Origin of the sequence: uncultured Comamonas sp., assembly GCF_964277875.1 — a bacterium.
In the GTDB taxonomy this organism is placed as follows: domain Bacteria; phylum Pseudomonadota; class Gammaproteobacteria; order Burkholderiales; family Burkholderiaceae_C; genus Comamonas; species Comamonas sediminis.
Map to the genome: position 1 here is coordinate 109,152 of NZ_CAXYJV010000030.1, position 23,553 is coordinate 132,704.

General features: G+C 66.2%; 21 protein-coding genes. 11 read left to right on the top strand and 10 right to left on the bottom strand.

Annotation, left to right across the window (positions count from 1 at the left end):
• The first annotated feature begins 32 nt into the window (after window positions 1-32).
• Genes mreC through mrdA form a run of 3 tightly spaced genes read left to right on the top strand, consistent with a single transcriptional unit; the run spans window position 33 to window position 3,503 of the window.
• Window positions 33-974: a rod shape-determining protein MreC gene (mreC, locus tag ACHWUQ_RS11440; RefSeq protein ID WP_239810286.1), complete on the top strand. Its 942-nt coding sequence runs from the start codon at window positions 33-35 to the stop codon at window positions 972-974.
• A gap of 37 nt (window positions 975-1,011) precedes the next feature.
• Entirely contained in the window at window positions 1,012-1,530 is a 519-nt protein-coding gene (gene mreD / locus ACHWUQ_RS11445) for a rod shape-determining protein MreD (protein WP_239810287.1), read from the top strand.
• Between the two features lie 20 nt (window positions 1,531-1,550).
• Window positions 1,551-3,503, top strand: coding sequence for a penicillin-binding protein 2 (gene mrdA / locus ACHWUQ_RS11450; protein ID WP_239810288.1), 1,953 nt, complete (start codon window positions 1,551-1,553; stop codon window positions 3,501-3,503).
• A gap of 124 nt (window positions 3,504-3,627) precedes the next feature.
• Here the strand turns inward: mrdA and ACHWUQ_RS11455 are convergent, their stop codons facing one another.
• The gene (locus ACHWUQ_RS11455) at window positions 3,628-4,386 is read right to left on the bottom strand and encodes a TSUP family transporter (protein WP_239810289.1); all 759 of its coding nucleotides are present in this window, start codon (window positions 4,384-4,386) and stop codon (window positions 3,628-3,630) included.
• Window positions 4,387-4,921: 535 nt separating this feature from the next.
• Window positions 4,922-6,604 carry a GMC family oxidoreductase gene (locus ACHWUQ_RS11460; RefSeq protein WP_394681194.1) on the bottom strand — a complete coding sequence of 561 codons (1,683 nt, stop codon included), beginning with the start codon at window positions 6,602-6,604 and terminating at the stop codon, window positions 4,922-4,924.
• Window positions 6,605-6,902: 298 nt separating this feature from the next.
• On the opposite strand from ACHWUQ_RS11460, the gene ACHWUQ_RS11465 reads away from it, so the two are divergent.
• From ACHWUQ_RS11465 to ACHWUQ_RS11485, 5 genes are read left to right on the top strand one after another with little or no spacing between them, the layout of a single operon-like run.
• A complete protein-coding gene (locus ACHWUQ_RS11465) occupies window positions 6,903-8,027 on the top strand; it encodes an MlaE family ABC transporter permease (protein WP_373449433.1) in 1,125 nt (374 codons plus the stop codon).
• A 2-nt stretch (window positions 8,028-8,029) separates the two neighbouring features.
• The gene (locus tag ACHWUQ_RS11470; protein WP_394681195.1) at window positions 8,030-8,857 is read left to right on the top strand and encodes an ABC transporter ATP-binding protein; all 828 of its coding nucleotides are present in this window, start codon (window positions 8,030-8,032) and stop codon (window positions 8,855-8,857) included.
• Between the two features lie 2 nt (window positions 8,858-8,859).
• Window positions 8,860-9,825 (top strand): MlaD family protein, encoded by a 966-nt coding sequence (locus ACHWUQ_RS11475; protein WP_239810293.1) that lies wholly within the window; start codon window positions 8,860-8,862, stop codon window positions 9,823-9,825.
• A 10-nt stretch (window positions 9,826-9,835) separates the two neighbouring features.
• Entirely contained in the window at window positions 9,836-10,507 is a 672-nt protein-coding gene (locus ACHWUQ_RS11480) for an ABC-type transport auxiliary lipoprotein family protein (RefSeq protein ID WP_312525888.1), read from the top strand.
• Window positions 10,507-11,145, top strand: a complete 639-nt coding sequence (locus ACHWUQ_RS11485) for a hypothetical protein (RefSeq protein WP_369460715.1) — start codon at window positions 10,507-10,509, stop codon at window positions 11,143-11,145. Before ACHWUQ_RS11480 ends, ACHWUQ_RS11485 begins: the two co-directional genes overlap by 1 nt.
• A 67-nt stretch (window positions 11,146-11,212) precedes the next feature.
• On the opposite strand, the gene ACHWUQ_RS11490 is transcribed toward ACHWUQ_RS11485, so the two are convergent.
• The 6 genes from ACHWUQ_RS11490 to ACHWUQ_RS11515 form a co-directional block, all read right to left on the bottom strand.
• Window positions 11,213-11,410: a hypothetical protein gene (locus tag ACHWUQ_RS11490; RefSeq protein ID WP_239810296.1), complete on the bottom strand. Its 198-nt coding sequence runs from the start codon at window positions 11,408-11,410 to the stop codon at window positions 11,213-11,215.
• Complete coding sequence (gene creD, locus ACHWUQ_RS11495) at window positions 11,407-12,822, bottom strand: cell envelope integrity protein CreD (RefSeq protein WP_394681196.1); 1,416 nt, start codon at window positions 12,820-12,822, stop codon at window positions 11,407-11,409. Before creD ends, ACHWUQ_RS11490 begins: the two co-directional genes overlap by 4 nt.
• Window positions 12,823-12,932: 110 nt before the next feature.
• Window positions 12,933-14,399 carry a two-component system sensor histidine kinase CreC gene (gene creC / locus ACHWUQ_RS11500; RefSeq protein ID WP_394681197.1) on the bottom strand — a complete coding sequence of 489 codons (1,467 nt, stop codon included), beginning with the start codon at window positions 14,397-14,399 and terminating at the stop codon, window positions 12,933-12,935.
• A 9-nt stretch (window positions 14,400-14,408) separates the two neighbouring features.
• Entirely contained in the window at window positions 14,409-15,125 is a 717-nt protein-coding gene (gene creB / locus ACHWUQ_RS11505; RefSeq protein ID WP_239810299.1) for a two-component system response regulator CreB, read from the bottom strand.
• 24 nt (window positions 15,126-15,149) lie between these two features.
• Window positions 15,150-15,896 carry an SDR family oxidoreductase gene (locus tag ACHWUQ_RS11510; protein WP_312462175.1) on the bottom strand — a complete coding sequence of 249 codons (747 nt, stop codon included), beginning with the start codon at window positions 15,894-15,896 and terminating at the stop codon, window positions 15,150-15,152.
• Between the two features lie 64 nt (window positions 15,897-15,960).
• The gene (locus ACHWUQ_RS11515; RefSeq protein WP_394681198.1) at window positions 15,961-16,836 is read right to left on the bottom strand and encodes a helix-turn-helix transcriptional regulator; all 876 of its coding nucleotides are present in this window, start codon (window positions 16,834-16,836) and stop codon (window positions 15,961-15,963) included.
• A gap of 135 nt (window positions 16,837-16,971) precedes the next feature.
• Here ACHWUQ_RS11515 and ACHWUQ_RS11520 point away from each other — a divergent pair, with 135 nt between their 5' ends.
• The 3 genes from ACHWUQ_RS11520 (at window position 16,972) to ACHWUQ_RS11530 (ending at window position 21,139) form a co-directional block, all read left to right on the top strand.
• Window positions 16,972-18,189 (top strand): MFS transporter, encoded by a 1,218-nt coding sequence (locus tag ACHWUQ_RS11520; protein ID WP_394681199.1) that lies wholly within the window; start codon window positions 16,972-16,974, stop codon window positions 18,187-18,189.
• A gap of 46 nt (window positions 18,190-18,235) precedes the next feature.
• A complete protein-coding gene (locus ACHWUQ_RS11525; protein WP_369460720.1) occupies window positions 18,236-18,928 on the top strand; it encodes a dienelactone hydrolase family protein in 693 nt (230 codons plus the stop codon).
• 159 nt (window positions 18,929-19,087) lie between these two features.
• The gene (locus ACHWUQ_RS11530; protein WP_394681200.1) at window positions 19,088-21,139 is read left to right on the top strand and encodes a bifunctional 2',3'-cyclic-nucleotide 2'-phosphodiesterase/3'-nucleotidase; all 2,052 of its coding nucleotides are present in this window, start codon (window positions 19,088-19,090) and stop codon (window positions 21,137-21,139) included.
• A 51-nt stretch (window positions 21,140-21,190) separates the two neighbouring features.
• Here the strand turns inward: ACHWUQ_RS11530 and ACHWUQ_RS11535 are convergent, their stop codons facing one another.
• On the bottom strand, window positions 21,191-22,435 hold the full coding sequence (locus ACHWUQ_RS11535) for a magnesium transporter CorA family protein (protein ID WP_373449446.1): 1,245 nt from the start codon (window positions 22,433-22,435) through the stop codon (window positions 21,191-21,193).
• Window positions 22,436-22,506: 71 nt separating this feature from the next.
• The gene (hemB, locus tag ACHWUQ_RS11540; protein ID WP_394681201.1) at window positions 22,507-23,520 is read right to left on the bottom strand and encodes a porphobilinogen synthase; all 1,014 of its coding nucleotides are present in this window, start codon (window positions 23,518-23,520) and stop codon (window positions 22,507-22,509) included.
• Window positions 23,521-23,553 lie beyond the last annotated feature (33 nt).

The window sequence follows — 23,553 nt, forward strand, 5'->3', positions numbered from 1 at the left end:
GGCCACCGGGCCCGGTCCTGCTGAGGCACCGCATGGCACGCAACGTCTTCTCCGGCGGTATCCCCACTTTCCGGCCCCAGGGCCCCAGCGCCAATGTGCGTCTGGCGCTGTGCGTAGCGCTGGCGGTGTTCCTGATGGTGGCGGACGTGCGCTTTAAGCTGACCGAGCCGCTGCGCAAGGCCGTCGCCACCGTGCTTTTTCCGCTGCAGTGGGTGATGCTGCAGCCGGTGCTGCTGGCCCAGGGCGGCGCCAAGTATTTCGAAGACCTGCATACCGCCCAGGCCGCTGCCGTCACGGCCGAGAAAAACGCCATTGCACTGACGCACCGCGCCAACCTGGTCGAGACCCTGGACCACGAGAACCAGCGCCTGCGCCAGCTGCTCAATCTGGTGCCCCGCCTCAAGACCGAGGGGCGCGCCGCCCAGGTGGTATACGAGACGGCAGATGCGTTCAACCGCCGTGTGGTGATCGACAAAGGGGAGGTTGCCGGCATTGCGCGTGGCTCCCCCGTGATGGATGAGATGGGTGTGCTGGGCCAGGTAACCCGGGTGTTTCCGATGTCCGCCGAGGTGACCTTGCTGACCGACCGGGAGCAGGCCATCCCCGTGCTCAACCCGCGCACCGGCGCCCGGGCTGTCGCCTATGGCGACCCGACCAATGCCTACGGTGGCGGCATGGAGCTGCGCTTCATGCCCAGCAATGCCGATATCCAGGAAGGCGATCTGCTGACCACCAGCGGTGTGGACGGCGTCTATGCGCCCGGCCTGCCGGTGGCGCGCATCGTCAAGATCGAGCGCCGCGCGGATTCGCCGTTCTCGCGCGTCTACTGCGAGCCGCTGGCACAGATGTTCGGCACGCAGTTCGTGATGGTGATCAACCCGCTGCCCGAGGACGCGCTGCCGCCGCGCCCGCCAGCGGAGACCAAGACCCAGGAAGGTCCAGCCTCCACCCCCCGCAAGGGCAAGCGCGGATGATGCCGGCTCCGATGAACCGAACCCCAGGAATGCAGCCATGATCATGCCGCGTGGGCAGCCCTTGCTGCTCCCTGTTCCCCCAGGCTTTGTGGCGCTGACCCTGGTGCTGGCGCTGATGATCAACATGCTGCCGCTGGGCCGCGCGCTGTGGCTGCCCGACGTGCTGCTGCTGGTGCTCGTCTACTGGGGCGTGCATGAGCCCGGCAAGATCGGCATGGGCTGGGCCTTTGTGCTGGGCCTGTGCATGGATGTGCACCAGTCGTCCCTGCTGGGACTGCATGCGCTGGTGTACTCGGGCGTGCTGTATGGCGTGGCGCTGCTGCGCCAGCGCATCACCTGGCTGAGCGTGATGGCCCAGGCGGTGCAGGTGATGCCGCTGTTCCTCGCCTCCGACGTGGTGCTGATGCTGTTGCGGCTGTTGCTGCGCGGCAGTTTTCCGGGCTGGGGCTTTCTGACGCCTGGCCTGTGGTGCGTGCTGCTGTGGCCGCTGGTCAGCTGGCTGCTGCAACTGCCCCAGCGCCAGCCGCCCGACGATGACGAAAACCGTCCGTTGTAAGCGGGGCGTTTGCGCAAACCATGACCGAGATCCAGAACTCAGACCGTGCCTTCAGCCGTTTTCGGCTGCGGGTGGTCGTCATCGGTCTGGTGGTCGTGCTGTGCTTCGGCATTCTGCTGTCACGCCTGTATGTGCTGCAGATCGAGCGCCATGATGACCTGCTGGCGCAGGCCGAGAGCAACCGCACAGCGGTGGTGCCCATCGTGCCCAACCGGGGCCAGATCTATGACCGCAATGGCGTGCTGCTGGCCACCAACTACTCGGCCTACACCTTGGAGATCACGCCCTACAAGGTCAGCGACGTGGAAGAGACCATCGATGCGCTGTCCGAGCTGATCGAGATCACGCCGCGGGACCGCCGCCGCTTCAAGCGCCTGCGTGAGGATTCGCGCAACTTCGACTCGCTGCCGATCCGCTCGCGCCTGACTGACCAGGAAGTGGCCAAGTTTGCCGCCCAGCGCTACCGCTTCCCCGGCGTCGATGTAAAGGCACGCCTGTTTCGCTCCTACCCGATGGGTGAGACCGGTGCCCATCTGATCGGCTATATCGGCCGCATCAACCAGCGCGAGAAGGAGCGCATCGACGACTCCGACGAAGCGGCCAACTACCGGGGCACCGAATACATCGGCAAGACCGGCGTGGAGGCCAGCTACGAGAAGGAACTGCACGGCCACACCGGCGTCGAGCGCATGGAAACGTCGGCCGGCGGCCATGCGGTGCGCAAGCTCGACAGCTCTCCGGCCACCCCCGGCGAGAGCGTGGTGCTGTCGGTGGACATCAAGCTGCAGAAGATGGTCGAGGACCTGTATGGCGAGCGCCGGGGCGTGGCCATTGCGATCGACCCGCGCAGCGGCGAGCTGCTGGCCATGGTCAGCAAGCCCACCTTCGACCCCAATATCTTTGTCGAAGGCATTGACCAGGAAAGCTGGAAGGCGCTGAACGAATCCATCGACCGGCCCCTGCTCAACCGGGCGATGCGCGGCACCTACCCGACCGGCTCGACCTACAAGCCCTTCATGGGGCTGGCCGGGCTGGAGACGGGCAAGCGCACCCCGTCGACCATCATCCAGGACGGCGGCAGCTGGACCTTTGGCGGCCACACCTTCCGCTCCGGCCATGCGCTGGGCCCTGTCGATCTGAACCGCGCGATCCAGCATTCGAGCAATGTCTATTTCTACACCCTGGCCAATGAAATGGGTGTGGATGCGATCCATGACTTCATGAAGCCGCTGGGCTTTGGCCAGATCACCGGCATCGACCTGCCCGGTGAAGTGCGGGGCGTGCTGCCCAGCACCACCTGGAAGCGCGAAACCTACAAGCGCCCCGAGCAAAAGCGCTGGTATGCCGGTGAGACCATCTCGCTGGGCATTGGCCAGGGCTACAACAACTTCACGATTCTGCAACTGACCCATGCGCTGGCGACGATCCTGGACAACGGCAACAGCCGGGTGCCGCATGTGGGCCGTTCGCTGATCGACCCGGTGACCGGCGAGCGCCGCCCCATCGAGCAGCCGCCGCCCGTGAACCTGGGCTACAAGCAAAGCAATATGGACGCAGTCAAGCGCGGCATGGTGTCGGTGGTGACGGGTGGCACCGGGCGCGGTTCCTTCGGCACGGCCCGCTACACGGCCGGCGGCAAGACCGGCACGGCCCAGGCCATCAGCATTGGCCAGAAGGAAAAGTACAATGCCGCGCGTCTGGCCGAGCGCCAGCGCGACCATGCGCTGTACATCGCGTTTGCACCGGCCGAAGACCCGAAGATCGCTGTCGGCGTGATTGTGGAAAACGCTGGCTTTGGCGCCGGCTCGGCTGCCCCGATTGCCCGCCGCATCATCGACTACTGGCTGCTCGGTGAATACCCCAGCGAGGCCGATATTGCCGCGATGCAGCGCGGCGATGGCCGTGCGCCGATGGGCACGCCAAGGCGCGTCGAAGATATCCAGCTGAAGCCGCAGACCGAGCCACCGCAGTAAGCCCGTGGGCCCGTGGCGGGGCAGCGCACCAGGCCACAAAAAACCGCCTTAGAACCAGGCGGTGAAGGACGAAGGGCCATGCCCGGGCAGGGCTGACCATGCAGGCCAGCACCCAGGCCGCCGTTCAGCGCAAAAAGGCGTCGTAACCGGTCTTGAGGATCAGCGCGGCCACGACGACGATGAACATGCCGCGCACAAAGCCCGAGCCCTTTTTCAAGGCCATCCAGGTGCCCAGCATGCTGCCCAGGATGTTGGCAGCGGCCAGCGGAACCGCAAAGTGCCACCAGACATGGCCCTTGGCGGTGAACAGGATCAGCGCTGCCACATTGGTGGCGATGTTCAGGATCTTGGCACTGGCCGAAGCGTTCAGAAAGTCGTAGCCCAGCCAGCGCACCATCAAGAACACGAAGAAGCTGCCGGTGCCGGGGCCAAAGAAACCGTCGTAGAAGCCGATGGTGGCGCCAATCGCGCAGGCCACCCAGGCCTCGGCGCGGCCGCTGTAGCGCGGCGCATGGGTCTGGCCCAGCTGCTTTTTGTACAAGGTGTAGGCCAGCACGGCGATCAGGATGATCGGCAAGGCCTTGCGCAGCATGCTCGGATCGACCACAGTCACCGCCCAGGCGCCCAGCAGCGAGGCGACAAAACCTGCGCCTGCCGCCGGTGCAATGGCTGCCCAGCGCATGTCCACGCGCCTGGCGTACTGGCGCGCCGAGATCAGCGTGCCCCAGACGCCGGCGCTCTTGTTGGTGCCCAGCAAGGTGGCCGGTGGTGCAGCGGGGAAAGCGCCAAACAGTGCGGGCACCAAAATGAGGCCGCCGCCACCGACGACCGCATCCACAAAGCCCGCGAACATGGACGCGAGCGTAACGAAGATCCATTCCATGGGGCGAGATTGTCGCACCGCCAACGGGGGGCTGGCACCGTACCAGGGCGGCTAAATGCAAGGCCGCCAACGGAACAGCAGCGGTGTTGGACGGGGCAGGCGCGTGGCCTTGCCGGGTCGCGATGCAAGGCCTGGGACAGAGGAGGGATGGCGCATGGGACGCCAGAAAAACAAAAGCGCCCGAAGGGCGCTTTGAAGGAGCATCTCGTTTTTATTGATGCCTTATATAAATGTTCGAATTGTTGAGATGTCTCCTCGGTCCTCTCGCAGAGCACTGTTTCAGTGCCTCGAGTGCCTCTACTATAGGCCATCGCACCTGCATGGTGCATTGGGATTTACCCCAAAGGTAACTGATTTGGTGCAGATTGCAGGATGGCGCCACTTTTTGCCCCATTCGCGCGCCCAGCCGCCCCGGAACAGCAAAAAATGAGACAAAACTGCCGTTTCAGCGCCCGTGAACCGGTCGGTAGCCCCTCATGGGGGCGTAATCAGCGCAGCAGCGGCTGTAACCGGGCTGAAACTCTGTAGCGCACCATCATGGCCCATGGCTGGCGCGGATCCACTCCGAAGCCCGCTCGGCCAGCATCAACGTGGGGGAGTTGGTGTTGCCACTGGTGATGGTGGGCATGGCGCCAGCGTCGACCACCCGCAGGCCACGCACGCCACGCACGCGCAATTCGCTGTCGAGCACGGCCATCGGGTCGTGGTCCGCACCCATCTTGGTGGTGCCCACCGGGTGGAAGATGGTGGTGGCGATATCGCCGGCCAGGCGCGCCAGGTCCTCATCGCTCTGGTACTGCGCACCAGGCTTCCATTCCACCGGCTGGTACTTGGCCAATGCGGGCTGCGCGGCGATATGGCGGGTCACGCGCAGGCTGTCGGCTGCCACCTGGCGGTCCTCGGCGGTGGACAGGTAGTTGGGCGCAATCGCAGGGGCGCTGCGAAAGTCTGCGCTCTTGATCTGCACGGTGCCACGGCTGGTGGGGTTGAGGTTGCAGACGCTGGCGGTGAAGGCCGGGAAACGGTGCAGCGGCTGGCCAAAGGCATCGAGCGACAGCGGCTGCACGTGGTACTGGATGTTCGGATGGGGCTGGCTGGGGCTGCTGCGGGTGAAGGCCCCCAGTTGCGACGGTGCCATGCTCATCGGGCCGCTGCGCTTGAGCAGGTATTCCAGCCCGATCTGTGCCTTGCCCCACAGGTTGCTGGCCAGCACGTTCAACGTGGGCGCGCCATCGATCTTGAAGACCGAGCGGATCTGCAGATGGTCCTGCAGGTTGGCGCCGACGCCGGGCAGGTCATGCTGCACGGCAATGCCATGCTGCTGCAGCAACGCGCCGGGGCCAATGCCCGAGAGCTGCAGGATCTGCGGGGAGTTGATGGCGCCCGCGCTCAGCACCACCTCCTTGTCGGCCTTGACGATGGTCATCTCGGTGCCGGTCCAGACCTCCACCCCGGTGCAGGCGAGCTGGCCGTCGGCCTGGCGCTCCAGCACCAGGCGGCTGACCTGGGCATTGGTCCACATCTCGAAGTTCGAGCGCCCATAGCAGGTGGGCCGCAAAAAGGCCTTGGCGGTGTTCCAGCGCCAGCCGTTCTTCTGGTTGACCTCGAAGTAACCCACCCCTTCGTTGCTGCCCCGGTTGAAGTCATCGGTGGCGGGGATGCCGGCCTGCTGGGCCGCCTGCGCAAAGGCATCCAGAATGTCCCAGCGCAGGCGCTGTTTCTCGACCCGCCATTCGCCGGTGCTGCCAGTGCGGCGGTTGCCATGCCACTGCGCAACGCTGGGGCTGGTCTCGCCCTCCTGGTCCAGGCGCCAATGGTCTTCATGGCGCTTGAAGTAGTTGACCGTGTCGTTCCAGCGCCAGCGGGCGTCGCCGGTCAGCTCGGCCCACTGGTCGTAGTCGCGGGACTGGCCGCGCATATAGATCATGCCGTTGATGCTGGAGCAGCCGCCCAAGGTCTTGCCGCGCGGGTAGAGCAGGCTGCGGCCGTTGAGACCGGCATCGGGCTCGGTCTTGTAGAGCCAGTCGGTGCGCGGGTTGCCGATGCAGTACAAATAGCCGACGGGGATGTGGATCCAGTGGTAGTCATCGCGCCGTCCCGCCTCGATCAGCAGCACCCGGTTATGGGTCTTGGCACTGAGGCGGTTGCACAGCAGTGCGCCCGCCGTGCCCCCACCGATGACGATGTAGTCGAAACTTGTGTTGTCTCCAGATTGCATGTGCGGTCTTCTTATCAGGGGGAGCGCCGGGCGCCCACGGTCCATCGAATGAATCGGCAAGTTTGTGGTCAGTATGCCGGGCTTGCCAAGCGGGAAAACCAATGTCCTGTCACCCACCGCGCCTACTGCCGGTCCCTGGCCGCCAAGCGTGGTGTAGATGCCGCAGTGCTGCGGCTCGGCGATACCTTCCTACAGAGGCACGCGCTGTGATCGCCAGCGCGCAGGGTGCGACCGGGTAACAGACCGGCTATAGTGCGAATGGCGTGCGCGCAGGGCGACACGCTTTGTTTTTAGACCCATGGACGATACAGCCCCTCATCTACAGCAACACCAGGACGGCACGCAGCGCTGGGCGCAGCTGCGCGGACGCTGGGGCGCGGCTGAGCTGGGCCAGCGCTCGCTGTGGCGCGATCTGCGCCGCCAGCTCGATGGCGCGGCACCGGGCAAAGAACAGGGCTGGGACCTGTCCGAGGTGCAGTGGCTGGACCATGTGGGCGCGCAGCTCTTGTGGGACCACTGGGGCCAGCAGTGGCCTGCGCAATTGCGCACCACCGATCTGCAGCGCCAGATGCTGGAGCGGGTGGCCTCGTTGACGATGGGCTGCCCGCCGGAGACCAAGGTCAACTGGTGGGGCTGGCTGATCCAGCTGGGCCTGGTGCTGCTGGGCTTCATGGCCCATGTGCGCAGCATGGTCGAGATGGTCGGGCAGTTGCTGCTGGATGTGCTGCGCCTCATCAAGAACCCGCTGCGCGGCCCCTGGCGCGATGTGTCGGGCCATTTGTATGCGATGGGCGCCACAGCGCTGCCGATCACGGCCCTGGTGGGCTTTCTGATCGGTGTGGTGCTGGCCTATCTGATGTCGCTGCAGCTGCGCCAGTTCGGTGCCGATGCCTTCATCGTCAATATTCTGGGAATCTCGCTGGTGCGCGAGCTGGGACCGCTGCTGGGTGCGATCCTGGTCGCCGGCCGCACCGGCTCGGCCATCACTGCGCAGATCGGCGTGATGCGGGTCAACGAAGAGCTCGATGCAATGCAGGTGATGGGCATTGCGCAAGGCTACCGCCTGGTGATGCCGCGCGCACTGGCGCTGGCATTGGCGATGCCGCTGGTGTCGATGTGGACCACGGTCTGCGCGCTGGTCGGCGGCATGATGGCGGCTGATGCCGCAATGGGCGTATCGCCCGCCTATTTCCTGCAGGCGATGCCCGGCGCGGTCGATATTGCGAACCTCTACCTGGCACTGGCCAAGTCGGTCACCTTTGGCGTGGCCATTGCGCTGATTGCCTGCCATTGGGGCCTGGAGGTCGAGCCCAACACCCAGAGCCTGGGCCGGGGCACGACTTCGTCGGTGGTGATCTCGATCACCGCAGTGATCGTGCTCGATGCGATCTTTGCGATTGCATTCCGCAAGGTGGGGTTCTAGTGATGGACAAGGCGGTATCCTCCCCACCCAACGCAGCGGCCAGCGATGAGAAGGTCGTTGATATCCGCAAGCTGTGGACCGTGTTCGGCCAGGGCGAGCGGGCCTTTGCGATCCACCAGGATCTGGACATGTCCGTCTACCGGGGCGAGATCCTGACCCTGGTCGGCGGCTCGGGCACCGGCAAATCGGTGCTGTTGCGCCAGATGCTGGGGCTGCTGCAGCCCGCCAAGGGCGAGGTGCTGATCATGGGCCAGCCGGTCCGGGAGCTGAGCCTGCGGGGCGCGGCCTCGCGCATCGGCATGCTGTTCCAGCAAGGGGCGCTGTTCTCGGCTTTCAATGTGCTGGAGAACATCGCGTTTCCGCTCAGCGAGCAGGGAACCTTGCCCAAGGATGTGGTGCGTGATGCAGCCATGGTCAAGCTGCAGATGGTGGGCCTCAAGCCCGAGCATGCAACGCGGATGCCGTCCGACCTGTCGGGCGGCATGATCAAGCGCGTGGCACTGGCGCGCTCGCTGATCATGGACCCGCCGCTGCTGCTGCTCGACGAGCCCACCGCCGGGCTCGACCCCAACAGCTCGGACGAGTTCTGCGATCTGCTCAAGGACCTGCATGCCGAGCTGGGGCTGACCGTGGTCATGGTCACCCATGACCTCGATACCTTGTTTGCGCTGTCCACCCGCGTGGCAGTGCTGGCCGAAAAAAAAGTGATTGTCTCGGGCACACCGGCCGAAGTGGTGCAGTTCAAGCATCCGTTTATTGAACATTTCTTCCTGGGTGAGCGTGGACGCCGTGCAATGGCTCCGGTGGCGCTTGGTGGGGTGAAGGGATAGCTATGGAAAACAAATCACACGCACTGGCGGCTGGATTGTTTGTGGTCTTGCTCACGGCGCTGGTCATCTTCCTGAGCCTGTGGATGGGCCGTGACAACACGAACTACACGCGCTATGAACTGTCCACCCGTGAGACCGTCAGCGGCCTGCAGCCGCAGGCCGCGGTGCGCTACAAGGGCGTGGCCGTAGGCCGCGTGACCAAGATCGAGTTCGACCCGGCCAAGGACGGCACGGTGCTGATCATCATCGCGGTCAACTCGGAAGCGCCTATCACCAAAACAACCTACGCGATGCTGGGCTACCAGGGTGTCACGGGCCTGGCCCATATCCAGCTCGATGACGACAACACCGAAACCACGCCACTGCCGCCCGGCCCCGATGGCATTCCGCGCCTGCGCGTCAAGCCTTCGCCCTTTGGCCAGATTGCCGAGCAGGGGCCGATCATCCTGCAGCAGGTGGAAGATGCGACCCGCAAGGTCAACGACCTGCTCAGCCCGGGCAACCAGCAGGTGCTGGTGGACAGCATGAAGAGCCTGGGCCAGGCGGCCCAGAGCCTGGACCAGCTGAGCAAGCGCCTGGTCGTCACCGTCGATACCAAGCTCGATCCGGCGCTCGACAGCCTGCCTGCCGTGGCCCAGGATGCGCGCAAGACGCTGGCCGGTATCCAGAAAACCTCGAACGACGTCAGCGCTGCAGTCGGCAGCCTGGCGGCCAAGGGTGGGGTTGTTGACCAGATGGGCCAGGCGGTCGAGAAGGTCAGCGACGCGGCCGACAACTTCAACCGCAGCACCCTGCCCGCCATGGGCCGTACGATGCACGATGTGGGCGCCGCCGCGCGCCGCATGGGCGATACGGCCGATGCGTTCAAGAACAACCCGCAGTCTCTGATCTATGGCAGCTCCAATGCGCTGCCAGGCCCTGGCGAGCCAGGTTTTGTAGCCCCGCCCGCCGTGGGCAGCGGCCGATAGGATGGATGCCATGATTTCTACTTCCCTGCGTCGCCGCCTGCACGGCGCTGGCCGTGCCGCCCTGGTGGTGACGGCCGTGGCGGTGCTGGCCGCTTGTTCGGCACTGCCGCAAAAGCCCCAACCGGTGGCACGCTATGACTTCGGACCGGCGCAGGCCCTGGCGGCACCGGCCACGCCCGCCGCGACGACCGAGCCCCTCGTTCTGGCCGATGTGCGTGCGGCCGGGGTACCCGATGCCAGCGCTTCCATCTACTACCGGCTGGCCTATGCGGATGCGCGCGAACTGCGGCCCTACACACAGGCCAGCTGGGTGCTGCCGGCGATGCAGCTGATCCAGCAGCGCATGCGCGATGTGCTCAGCGGCCAGCGGGCCGTCGTGCTCGATGACGATGGCGCCACGCCGCTGCTGCGCAATACCGCGTACCCAGCGATGCTGCGCCTGGAGGTGGTCGATTTCAGCCAGGTATTTGACTCGGCCCAGTCCAGCCACGGCGTGCTGCGCATGCGCGCCACCTTGAGCGAGATCACGCCCAAGGGTGAGCGCTGGCTGGCCCAGCAGGTGTTCGACGCCCGCCAACCGGCCACCAGTGCAGATGCTGCGGGCGCTGCAGCATCGCTGGCGGCCGCCACCGACCAGGTGGCCCAGCAGCTCGATAACTGGCTGCGCCAACAGAACCGCTGATGCGCGCAGCATGGAGGCGCCCGCTGTGGCGCGCGTCGGCCGCCTGGATGCTGGGTGCCATGGCGGTGGTGCCGCTGTTGGCCGCAGAGATGGGCGACGATGCCTACCGGGAGGCGGTGGCGCAGCTCGATGCGCAGGCGGACCGGGCGCTGGCGCATTGCAAGCAGCTCGCTGGCGGCCCCAATGCCCAGCGCCGCTGCCTGCTGGAGGCAGAGACCCAGCACCAGGTCGATGCCGCTGCGCTGCAGGCGCGGCGCCACCCCAGCGGTAACAACCATTTCAAGGCGCTTGCGGCCCAGGTGGAACGGCGCCATGCGCTGGCCGCCGAGGACTGCAAGAGCCGCCATGCCGGCAACGACAAGGACAGCAAGAGCGCTCAGCAGGCATGCCTGCGCGAGGCCAAGCAAAAGCGCGCGGCCGGCATCCAGGATGCGCACCAGCAGGCGGCCAGCGAGGTCTCCATCTTCACGCCACCCAAGAGCCAGGCCGAACGCCAGCGCGAAGCCGATCTGGACACCGCCATCCGCAAGTGCGACAGCCTGCTGGGCGACGCCAATGTGCAGTGCGTGCGCGGCCTGTCTCCGGAGGCACGGTTGCGTGCGCTGAGCCGGGGCAGTGGCGCGCCGCCTGCCAAATAGGCACCCACCTTTGAAACGCAACCAGGCAGCCCGAGGGCTGCCTGGTTACATGGGGTGGTAGCGGCGCTCAGAACCGCTGCTGGGCCAGCAGCAGCGAGCAGCGCAGCCGCAGCCACATCAGGCGCCGGGCATTGGCCTGCAGTGGCAGCTGGCTGCCACGCTCCAGCCACTGGTCACGCAGCGCACGCAACTGGCTGCGGCTCATCTGGCGCTGGGCCAGGCGCCATTGCTGGCGCTGCTTTTCCATGCGGTGGTCGGTGTTCATGCGCGCTCCTGCAGGCCTTGGGCCCAGGTCTTTGGGGCGGGCTCGGGGTTGTCGCCTTTGCCAAACGCATACCAGTCGACCTTGCGCGTGGCCACCATCACGATCGCCAGCACGGCAAACAGTGCGAGCGAGCCGACGGCCAGCGCCGTCTGCTCGAGCTGCAGCAGCACGAACAAGAGGCCATACATCACCGCAATCAGCGCCGCAAACGGCAGGCCGCGCCGCAGGCTGCCCAGGATGTGGCTGGCGTAGTAGCCCAGCAGCAGCACGCCGGCGCCGGCGCCCATCGCATAGGCCTGTGTGAAGCCCAGATGCTCGGACAGGCTGATCAACAGCAGGAAGAAAATGCACAGCGCCGAGCCCACCAGCAGGTACTGCACCGGGTGCACGCGCAGCTTCTTGAGCACCTCGAACATGGCCACGGCCACGAAGGTCAGCACAACGAACAGCACCCCGTACTTGGTGGCGCGGTCGCTCAGGCTGTAAGGGTTGACCGGGTCGATGAAGCTGGTGCCGAACTGCTCCAGGCACTGGCTTTCTTCGGCCGCATAGGCGTAGCTGGTATCGGCGATGCCCAGGCTGCACAGCGAGCGCTCCTGGACAAAAGCCTGGCGTGCCGACGAGGCCAGCGCAGGAATGCTCCAACTGGCGGTGAAGCCCTGTTCGCTGACCTCGCGGCCCAGCGGCAGGAAGTTGCCACCAAACGAGGGATGGGGCCAGTCGGCCTGCATGCTGACCTGGTTGGTGCCGCCCAGCGGCACAAAGGCCACGCGCTCGGTGCCCATCAGCTGCAGCAGCACGACCACCTCCATCGTGGCGTTGCTGTCGCCGCCGCTGGCGCCGGCAGCCAGGGTCTTGGACTGCAGGCCCCGGGGGTAGACGCTGTGGCCGGTGCCCGGCTCCAGGGGCAGTGGCTTGCCATCGACCTGCAGGCTCGCGCTGCGGATGCCGCGCGGATCGCTCAGTGGCAGGACCAGACGCGGCGCATCGCAGTGGCGCACGGCGCTGCCCTCAGGCTTGCCTTGCAACTGGTTGCCCGGCGCAAAGCGCGCCACCAGCTTGTCATGCATCAGGAAGGTGTTGACCTGGTAGAGGCCACGGGCGCGGGGCTGCATCTCGGCACGTGTCTGGTGGCTGAGCTCGTCGGGCAACGCGTAGCGCTGAAAGCTGACCAGCCGCGTTTCCACGCGCCCTTCACTGTCCTTGCCGCTCACCTCACGGGTGCAGCGCTGGGCCAGCACCGGGCCGAACAAGGTCTGCGGACCGGCGGTGCTGTTGACCACACTTTGTACCGCGCGGTCTCGGTTGTAGATGCGGTCGCGCACCACATCGCTGATCATCATCAGCGCCACCATCAAAAGCGCCATGGTGATGGCCAGGCTCAGGGCCTTTTGCACCAGTCTGTTTTTCATGCATTCCTCGTTGCTCTGTGTATCGGTGCGGCGAGTGTCGGCGGCCCCGGTGAGCCGAGCATGAAGTCTGTGAAGGCAGCGTGAAGTGGCGGCGATGGGCGATGAAAAGCTCAGCCCTGGGCCGAGAAATCGAGGCTGGCGCGCAGGCCGGGATGGGTGTTGGCAAACTGCAGCCGGCCACCATGCAGCAGCATGATGCGCTGCACGATGGACAGGCCCAGCCCGGTGCCGCTGCGCTCGCCATTGGGGCGCGGCGTGGTGAAGAAGCGCTCGCCCAGGCGGTGCAGCAGGCTGTCGGGCACGCCCGGGCCGCTGTCCTGCACGCTCAGGCGCTGGGGCTCCAAGGTCAGCACGATCTGGCTGTGCGCCGGCGAGAAATCCAGGGCATTGGCCAGCAGGTTGCTGATGGCCAAGGTGACCAGCGCAGCATCCCAGGCGCCCTGGCTGTCGCCGCCCTGCAGCAGCAGCTGTATGCCTTTTTGTGCGGCGGTGGCCTGCAGCTGCGCAATGGCCTGCGCAGCACAGGCGCGCAGGCTGGTGGGGGTGCCAGCCTGGGCCAGCCCGTTGCGCTGCTCCAGCTGGCTCAGCTGCATCAGCTGGTCGATCAGGTTTTGCAGGCGCAGGCTTTGGTCCACCACCTGCTGGGCAAACATGGCGCGGTCGGCGGCGGGCAGATCGTCCTGCAGCAGCTCGCCTGCGCCCCGGATGGCGGCGACCGGGCTCTTGAGCTCATGCGTGAGGGCGCGCACATAGCCTTCGATGTAGTCGCGCCCTTCCAGCCGGCGGCGCATCGAATCCATGGCCTGGGCCAGGTCGCCCAGCTCGCCAGGAACATCGGGCACCTCGGGCGTCTTGGGCGGCAGCAGCTTGCCTTGCGCCTCCTGCAGGGTGGGGCCCTGCACATGCTGGGCATAGCTGCGCAGCTTGCGCACCTGCACCACCAGCCACCAGGTGATGGCAAAGCCGACGGCGGCCGACAGCAGCAGGAACAGCACGCCGCCGCGCAGCATCTTGCGCTCGCTGCTGTCGATGATGCTCTGCACCGCATTGGCCGGCTTGGAGACGGTGAGCACGCCGAGGATGGCGCCATCCCGCATGATGGGCGCGGAGACATACATGACGCTGGTGGCCTCGTCGGTGGCCACTTCGCGTGAGGTGCGGGCGCCATACTCGCCGCGCAGGGTGAGGGCCACATTGCGCCAGCGCGCGTAGTCGGCCCCCACATCCTGGCCGGCGGAATCGAACAGCACGCGGCCCTGGTCGTTGGTGACCGTCACGCGCAGGTCCAGCGCGGCCTTGCGCGTGTCCCAGATCCACACCCGCAGCGGCTGCTCGAAGGCGGCCTGCACATGCTGGGCAAAGCGGCTGTTGCTGCTGCCGCTACCGCTGCCCAGCTTTCCACCAGCCAGGTCATCGCTGGCCTGGGCCGCCAGCAGGTAGGCGGTCTCGACCAAGGTGTCTTCGGTTACCTTGCGCACGCTGGGCTTGATCTCGGCCATGAACACGCGCAGCACAAAGAAGGCGGCCAGCCCGTTGATCAGGAAGAAGGCAAACAGCAGGCGGATCCCCAGACGCATGGCCGGTCCTCAGCTGCCGTCGCGCAGGCTGTAGCCCATGCCACGGTGCGTGGTGATGAAGTCCTGGTCAGCGACGACGGCGCGCAGCTTGGCGCGCAGGGTCTTGATGTGGGTGTCCACCGTGCGGTCGGTGCTGTCGCTGTGCAGGCCCCAGACGGCATCGAGCAAATGGTGGCGGCTGAGGATGCGGCCTTGCGCGGCCAGCAGGCTGCTGAGCAGCTGGAATTCGCGCCGCGTCAGATCCAGCAGCACGCCTTGCAGGCGCACGCACTGGCCGGCCTCGTCCACCTGGAACGCGTTGCGGGCGGCGTGGGGCGGGGCATGGCTGGCAGTGGCTGGCGGCGGTGAAAACTGCTGGGCACGGCGCAGCAGCGCGCGGGTGCGCGCCACCAGCTCGCGCGGGCTGAAGGGCTTGCTCAGGTAGTCATCGGCGCCCAGCTCCAGGCCCAGCACGCGGTCGACCTCTTCGCCCCGGGCGCTGAGCACCAGGATGGGCGCGGGCGAGCCGGCGGTGCGCAGCTGGCGGCACCAGTCCAGGCCATTGCCATCGGGCAGGCCCACATCGAGCAGCAGCGCATCAAAGCGGCCGCTGGCCCACTGCGCGCGGGCATCGGCCATCAAGAGGCTGTGGGTGCAGCGGATGCCATCGCGCTCCAGTGCATAGCAGACGGTGCGGGCAATGGCTGGGTCGTCTTCCAGCAGCAGAACATGGGGGGTAGAGAGCATGTTGGCTTGGGTCTGAACGGCGGCCTAGCGCCCGCCACCGGCATCGATGAAGGAGCCGGTGCAGTAGCTGCTGTGCTCGGACATCAGCCAGTAGATGGCCTGCGCGATTTCGTCTGCGGTGCCGCCGCGCCCCAGCGGCACACCGGCCGACAGGCGCTGCACGCGGTCGGGCTGGCCGCCGCTGGCGTGGATATCGGTCTCGATCAGGCCCGGGCGCACGCCGTTGACGCGGATGCCTTGTGCGGCCACTTCATGGGCCAGGCCCAGGGTCATCGTGTCGATGGCCGCCTTGGAGGCCGCATAGTCCACATACTGGTTGGCCGAGCCCAGGCAGGCGGCCCGGCTGGACACATTGACGATGCTGCCACCGGCGCCCCCTTCGGCCGTGCTCATGCGGCGCACCGCTTCGCGGGCGCACAGAAAGCTGCCCAGGACATTGATGTCGAACATGCGGCGCCAGCGGGCCATGTCCATGTCCTGCAGGCGCTGGGCGCGGTCCACCACGCCCGCGTTGTTGACCAGGGCGCCCAGACGGCCCAGTTCGTTGTCGATGCGGGCGAACATCGCCAGCACCTGGGCCTCGTCGGCCACATCGGCCTGCACGGCCAGCGCGCGGCGGCCCAGGGCCTGCACTGCCTCTACCACGGTCTGGGCGGCAGCGGCGTTGCTGCTGTAGTTCACGGCCACATCCCAGCCATGGTGGGCGGCGAGCAGGGCGGTGGCGGCACCGATGCCACGGCTGGCACCGGTGATGAGGACGATAGAGGTCATGGCGTTGGGGCTCACAAAAGATGCACTATCTTAGGCGAGCTTGCGCCGCATGCCCATGCCGCATTCAAGGCGCGGGCAGCGCGGCCAGCCGGTCGAGCGCCTCGGCATCCTGGTCGCTGACGGGCAGGTAAACCACCATGCGCATGCCGCTGCGCGGCGCCGACCACCAGTAGGTCTGGCGCAGATGGAGGATGCCGACCACCGGGTGGTCAAAGGTCTTTTCGTTGTTCTCCGGGCTGCGCACCTGGTAGCGCTCCCAGGCATTGCGGAAGACGGGCGAGTGCGCCAGAAAATAGTCCAGCCGCCGGGCAATCGCCGGGTCGCCGCTTTGCTGGGTGTAGGCGGCGCGGAACATCGCCACCATGCGCTCGATGCTCTGCGGCTCATGGCGCACCACGCGCTGCCACTGCGGATTGAACAGGTTCATGTGCAGGCAGTTGCGCTCCAGCGCAGGCAACCGCTGCAGCGATACACCCATCAGCCGCTCATAGGCGGCATTGGCGTCGAGCAGGTCAAACGCGGCGCTTTGCATCTGGGCAGGGTAGGGCAGCATCTTGTCCAGCAATTGCCGGTGCAGGCAGCCCGGTGCTTCCTGCGATGCAACGGCGGGCTGGTCGAGCTTGATGCCCGCCAGCACGAGCAGGTGACGCAGCTCGTCGTCATTGCATTGCAGCGCCCGGGCAATGGCCTCCACTGCCTGGCGCGACGGCTGTACCTCACGGCCTTGCTCAAGCTTGGTGTACCAGGTCACGCCAATACCGGCGAGCTGGGCGACCTCCTCGCGCCGCAAGCCGGGCGTGCGCACGCGGCCATGGCGCGCCAGGCCCATGGCGGCGGCCGACAGGCTCTCGCGCCGGGCGCGCAGAAAGTGGCCCAGCTCCTGCGCAGGGACAGAGGCCGCAACGGCAGGCGGGGCATGGGTGGGGGTGGCTGCAAGCATGGTCTTGGGCGGTTAGGGTAGCGGCAATGGTGCACTGCAGTATAGGCCTTCCAAGCCTAGGCTACGTAAGATCTTGTACCAGTCTAAAAAACATAACACACTGGCGCCCTGTTTTATTTTCAGGCGCAGACTCCCATGCGAAGAATTACTGCTGACAACGCCACCTTCGGCGTTTTTCTGGCCTTCCTGCTGATCCCGCTGTCGGGCATTGGCACCGATATCTACCTGCCCTCGATGCCCGCCATGGCGCAGAGCCTGGGCGGCAGCGCGTCCCAGATCCAGCTGACCTTGACCTTGTTCATCGCCGGCTATGGCCTGGGCCAGTTGGTGGTGGGCGTGCTGCTGGACCGCTTTGGCCGCTGGCGGCCGACGATGGTGGCGCTGGCCTTGTTTGCGCTGTCGAGCGCGGCCATTGCCGTCAGCGACGACATCGTCGTCATCTGCGCGCTGCGCCTGCTGCAAGGCCTGCTGGGCGCAGTGGCCGTGGTCGGCAAGCGCACCTTTTTTGTCGATGTGTTCCGGGGCCCGGCGCTGCAGCGCTACCTGACCTGGATGACCGTGGTCTGGTCGCTGGGGCCCATCTGCGCGCCCTTCATCGGCGGCTTTGTGCAGACCCACTGGGGCTGGCGTGCCAACTTTGTGGTGCTGGCCGCATTCTCGGTGGTTGCGCTGGTGCTGGAGCTGCTGGGCGGCGGCGAGACCTTGGCCCAGCCCCAGCCCATCCGGCCGCGTGAAGTGGCCAGCCGGGCCTGGGAGATCATGCGCAACCGCGCCTTTGCGCGGGGCGTGCTCTGCGTCAGCGCTGCGTATGCGATGGTGATGGGCTGGAGCATGGCCTCGCCCTTCATCGTCGAGACGGTGTACCACCGCCCACCGACCACCACGGGATCGCTGGCGCTGCTGATGGGCCTGGCCTGGATGGGAGGCGGCCTGATCGCCCGCGCAGCGATGGCGCGCTCGCTGGCGGCCAAGCACCAAGGTGCCTTGCTGGCCATGGCCGGCTTTATCGGGCTGCTGGCGCTGACGACCTGGCTGCCCGCGTCCTGGCCATCGCTGGAGGTGATGGCGGCCGTCGCCTTTTGCATCCATGTGGCGGCGGGACTGGTGTTCAATATCCACTTCGCCCATGTGCTGTCGATGTTCCCCAAACACGCTGCCTTGTCGGGCGGCATTGCCGGCGGCCTGGCCTTCTTGCTGACCTCGCTGCTCGCGTCCTTGGGCATCCACCTGGTGAACCCGCAGACGGCGTTGGGCCTGGCGGCGGTGTATGGCGGGCTGGCCGTGCTGCTGGTGGCAGCCTGGCTGACGATGCTGGCGCGTCCGGCACCGGCAGCGGCCTGCGCCACGCCATAATCGGCGAGGCCCGAATCTTGAATCTGTTGAGCAAGGAGTGATCGAGATGGGAAATTTTGTAGATCTGAAGTCGGCCGACGGCCAGGTGTTTCCGGCCTACATCGCCGAGCCAGAAGGCCAGGCGCGTGGCGCCATCGTCGTGGTGCAGGAGATCTTTGGCGTCAACTCGCACATCCGCTCGGTGGCGGACCGCATTGCGCAAAGCGGCTATGTGGCGATTGCGCCGGCCACGTTCGCCCGCGTCAAGCCCGGCGTGGACCTGGGCTACAGTGATGCCGACATGCAAGCCGGCGTAGCGTTGAAGGCCGCTGCCGAAGCGCCCGCCGTGGCCCCTGGCGTGATGCTGGACCTGCAGACCGCGATTGACGAAGGCGCACGGCGCAGCGGCGGCAAGGTCGGCATCACCGGCTTTTGCTGGGGTGGCCTGCTGGCCTGGCGCGCAGCCTGCGAGCTCCAGGGCCTGTCGGCATCGGTGCCGTACTACGGCGGCGGCATGACCACTGGCGACGAGATCGCGCGCCAGCCCCGGTGCCCGGTGATGGCCCATTTTGGCGACAAGGACCACTGGATCCCGCTGGCGTCGGTGGACGCCTTCCGTACCGCCCACCCCGAGGCCGAGGTCTATGTCTACGCGGCCGACCACGGCTTCAACTGCGACCAGCGCGGCTCATATGACGCAGCAGCATCGGCTGCCGCACGGGCCCGCAGCATGGCCTTTTTTGCCAAACATGTAGGCTGAGCGGTCACTCCCGCCCAGCGCTGCACGAAGCCTTGCAGGCTTTGAGAACCCTGTTCTCAGCCTGCAAGGCTTTGTTGCATTTTCGGGGGCTGTTCGTAACACCGTCGTCATACCGCCTGCTGATGATGCGCGCATCGCTCACTTTCAACGATAACCACGATGCGCACCCCTTTTCCTCCTGCCTGCGACTTCCGGACCGCAGCGCTCACGCTGACGACGCTGGCCGCTGGCGCCATGCTGACGGCCTGCGGCGGTGGCGGCTCCAGCAGCCCCCCATCGGCGACCGCCACCTTGGCGGTGCTCGAGACCACCGACCTGCACTTCAACATCCGCAGCTACGACTACTTCAAGCTGGCCGATGATCCCTCGTATGGCTTTGAGCGCACAGCCACGTTGATCCGCCAGGCGCGCAGCGACTTTGCCAACACCTTGCTGGTGGACAACGGCGACACCATCCAGGGCACGGCGCTGGCCGACTACGAGGCGCAGGTGGCGCCGATCGCCTGCGACCAGCAGCTGTCCATGTACAAGGCCATGGGCGTGTTCAAGTTCGATGCCGGCACCCTGGGCAACCATGAGTTCAACTACGGCCTGCCCTTTCTCAACCAGGTGCTGGGCGGCGGCCTGCAGGTCGATGGCGTCGATGCCAGCAAGAAGTGCGCAGGCCCGGGCTACCCGATGGCATTGGCCAATGTGATCAGCAGCAAAACCAATGCGCCGCTGGTGCCGCCCTATCTGGTGCTCGAGCGCGAGATCAGCGGCACCGACAGCGACGGCAAGGCCGTCAAGCTGCCGATCAAGATCGGGGTAATCGGCTTTACCACGCCCGGCATCATGGGCTGGGACAAGCGCCATCTGGAAGGCAAGGTACAGGTGACGGGTGCGGTCGAGGCCGCACAAAAGTATGTGCCTGAGCTGCGCAGCAAGGGCGCTGACGTCGTCGTGGCGCTGCTGCATGGTGGGCTCGACGCCTCGGAATACCGAGCCGACATGGAGAACCCGGGCCTGTACCTGAGCAAGGTGGCGGGCATCGACGCGATGGTGATGGGCCACCAGCACGGCGTCTTCCCCGACACGGCCGCGCAACCGGCCTTCAGCATGGCCGGAGTCGACCACCAGGCTGGCACGGTCAACGGCGTGCCGGCGGTGATGGCCAGCAGCTGGGGCAAGGCGCTGGGCGTGGTGGCGCTGTCGCTGAAGTGGGATGGCAAGGCCTGGAGTGTGGACAGGACCCAGAGCAAGTCGGCGCTGCGCAGCACGGCGACCGGCAAGGATGCCGCAGGCAAGACCACCTATGTGGCCGTTGACAGCAGCATTGCACCGGTGGTGGAGCGCCAGCACCAGGCGGCCATCAGCTATGTGAAGACGCCCGTGGGCCAGACCGACTTCCGCATGGGCACGCAGTTTGCCGATGTGGGCGACCCCGGCGCGATCCAGCTGGTCAACCAGGCGCAGCAGGACTATGTGCAGCGCTATGTGCAGGCGAATCTGCCGCAGTATGCGCAGCTGCCGGTGCTGTCGGTGAGCGCGCCTTTCAAGTCGGGATTCCAGGGCGGTGCGGACTACACCGATGTGGCCGCCGGTCCGCTGGCGATCTACAACGCGGCCGACCTCTACCTCTACCCCAACACCGTCTATGCGGTGAAGGTGAACGGCGCGCAGATCAAGCGCTGGCTGGAGGCCGCTGCCCAGCGCTTCAACCGCATCGACCCGGCTGCGACTGCAGACCAGTGGCTGATCAGCAGCTTTCCCGGCTACAACTTCGACATGTTCACCAGCGCCGACATGCAGTACCAGATCGATGTGACCCAGCCCGTCGGCAGCCGCATCGTGGACCTGCAGTACAAGGGCGCGCCGATTGACCCGGCGCAGGACTTTGTGATCGCCACCAACAACTACCGTGCCACCAGCGGCAAGAGCTTCCTGCCCGAGCTCGACGGCCGCGCCACCATCTATGCCTCGCCCGATGCGAACCGCGATGTGGTGATCGCGTACATCAAGGACCACCCGCAGGTCACCCGCGCAGCCAACGGCGCTGCCCACAGCTGGCGCTTTGCCAAGACGCCGACGGCCGGCAAGGTGTTGTTCACGTCGGCGGCCAATGCGCTGCCGGTGGCGCAGGCAGCGGGCCTGGCCCATGTCTCGCTGGACAAGGCGGATGATGGGACGGGCACGCAGCGCGCGGTCTACCGCATTGATCTGGGCCGGTAAGCCGTCCAGCAGTGGCGCGCCGTGCGCCGCTGGCTGGAGGCCGGGTAAGCGCTATCTGCCGGTGCGGGTCAGGTAGCGCTTGTACGAGAAAAAGCCGATCAGCGCCACGGTGATGAAGGCCATCACGCCCATGGCCCACCAGAAGCCGTCTTCCTTGTGGATAAGGGGGATGAACTCGAAGTTCATGCCGAAGATCGCGGCAATCAGGTTGAGCGGCAGGAAGATGGCGGTGATCGTGGTGAGCGTGCGCATGATGTCGTTGGCGCGGTTGCTCTGTACCGAAAAATGCATCTGCACGGCCGTCTCGGTGCTTTGTTCGAGCCGGCGCACATGGTGCACCACGCGCTCGATGTGTTCGAGCACATCGCGGCTGCGCACCTTGAGCGCTTCGAGCTCGCGCTGGGCACCGGGGGCCTCCGGCTGAGGCCAGGTCTCCAGCGCGTCCACCCAGTCCTGCACGGCAGCGCGCTGGTCTTCGCAGATTTCGTCGAGCTGGTGCAGGGTCAGCCGCGCCTCCAGCAGCGCCTGCCAGTTGGCAATGCGCTTGCGCGGCGACAGCAGCGCGCTTTGCCACTGGTCCAGGTGGCGCGAGAGCTCACGGCGCAGGTCCAGGTAGTTGTCCACGATGATGTTGACCACACGCATCATCAGGTCAGCCGGGGACAACGGCAGGCGGATGGGCTGGAGGCCGCCCGGCGTGGGGCTGCTGCCGGGGTTGCGGAAGGCCTTGTCCTCGCGTGCCAGGCGCTCTTGCGTGGCATCCGATATCTGGCCCAGGTCGGGCGCCTCGGCAGCCAGCGGCGGCGTGCCGGTCTTGGCAAATTGCAGCAGGCGCCGTGCATAGCCATCACGCACCGTGCAGTCCTCGGGGTGTACCGATAGCAGCACCCGCTCCCATGCGGCAAAGCCCACCGGCGTGGTGCTGATGCGCGGTGCCTCATTGAGGGGTTTGGCCGCGGCGGTGCGCCGCGCCGCTGCCAGCGCAGCGGTGCCCACCTGGGATGGCGTGCTGGCCAGACGGCGTATCACCAGCAGGTCGTATTGCGAGGTGTAGTCATAGTGGGAAGGGAGCTGGGCGTTGAGCAGGTCGGAGACATGCAGGTCGACCAGCGGCGCGCCACTGAGCTTTTGCAGTGCCAGCTGCAGGCTGCCCAGCTGCTCGCTGAAATAGCTGCGGGTGCAGGCCAGCCACAGGAAGCCTTTGGCAGGGAGCTCGAAAGGCACCGAGGCCAGCTCGCTGGTCTCGTTGCCGATGATGTGAAAGATGCGGATGCTGCTGGGTGTACTCACCGGGATTCCTCGGTCGCTTCAGGCGCAGCATGGCAAAAAAAACGGGCCTGTGCAAGCCCGCTCTGGTATTTTTGCTATCAGTTTTTCTCTTTGAGCCAGCGCGCAGCGTCCAGCGAGAAATAGGTCAGGATGCCATCGGCCCCGGCACGCTTGAAGGCCAGCAGCGATTCCATCATCACCTGGTCATGGTCCAGCCAGCCGTTTTGTGCGGCGGCCTTGAGCATCGCGTATTCGCCGCTGACCTGGTAGGCAAAGGTGGGCACCTTGAACTCGTCCTTGACGCGGCGCACCACATCCAGGTACGGCATGCCGGGCTTGACCATCACCATGTCGGCGCCTTCGGCCAGGTCTTGCGCCACTTCGCGCAGCGCCTCGTCGGTGTTGGCCGGGTCCATCTGGTAGACATTCTTGTCGGCCTTGCCGAGCGCGCCGCGCGTGCCCACCGCATCGCGGAAGGGGCCGTAGAAGGCGCTGGCGTACTTGGCGCTGTAGGCCATGATGCGGGTGTAGATGTGGCCCTGGGATTCAAAGGCATCGCGGATGGCGCCGATGCGGCCATCCATCATGTCGCTGGGGGCGACGATGTCGACACCGGCTTCGGCATGGTTGAGCGCCTGGCCCACGAGGATCTCGACGGTTTCGTCATTGAGGATGTAGCCGGTCTCGTCGAGCAGGCCATCCTGGCCGTGGCTGGTGTAGGGATCGAGCGCCACATCGGTCATCACACCCAGCTGGGGAAATTCTTTCTTCAGCGCGCGCACCACGCGGGGGATCAGACCATCAGGGTTGAGCGCCTCCTTGCCGTCGGGCGCCTTCAGCGCCGTGTCGATCTGGGGGAAGAGGGCCATCACCGGAATGCCCAGCGCCACGCACTGCTCGGCGACCGGCAGCAACAGGTCCAGGCTCAGGCGGTCCACGCCGGGCATCGACAGCACCGGCTCGCGCTTGCCTTGGCCTTCATGCACAAAGACCGGGTAGATGAAGTCGTGCGGGGTGAGCACGTTCTCGCGGACCAGGTTGCGGGTAAAGGCGTCGCGGCGCAGGCGGCGCGGACGGTTGTGGGGAAAGGGGGTGGGGCTGGACAGATGCATGCAGCGATTGTGCGCCAGATCGAGGGCAGGCTG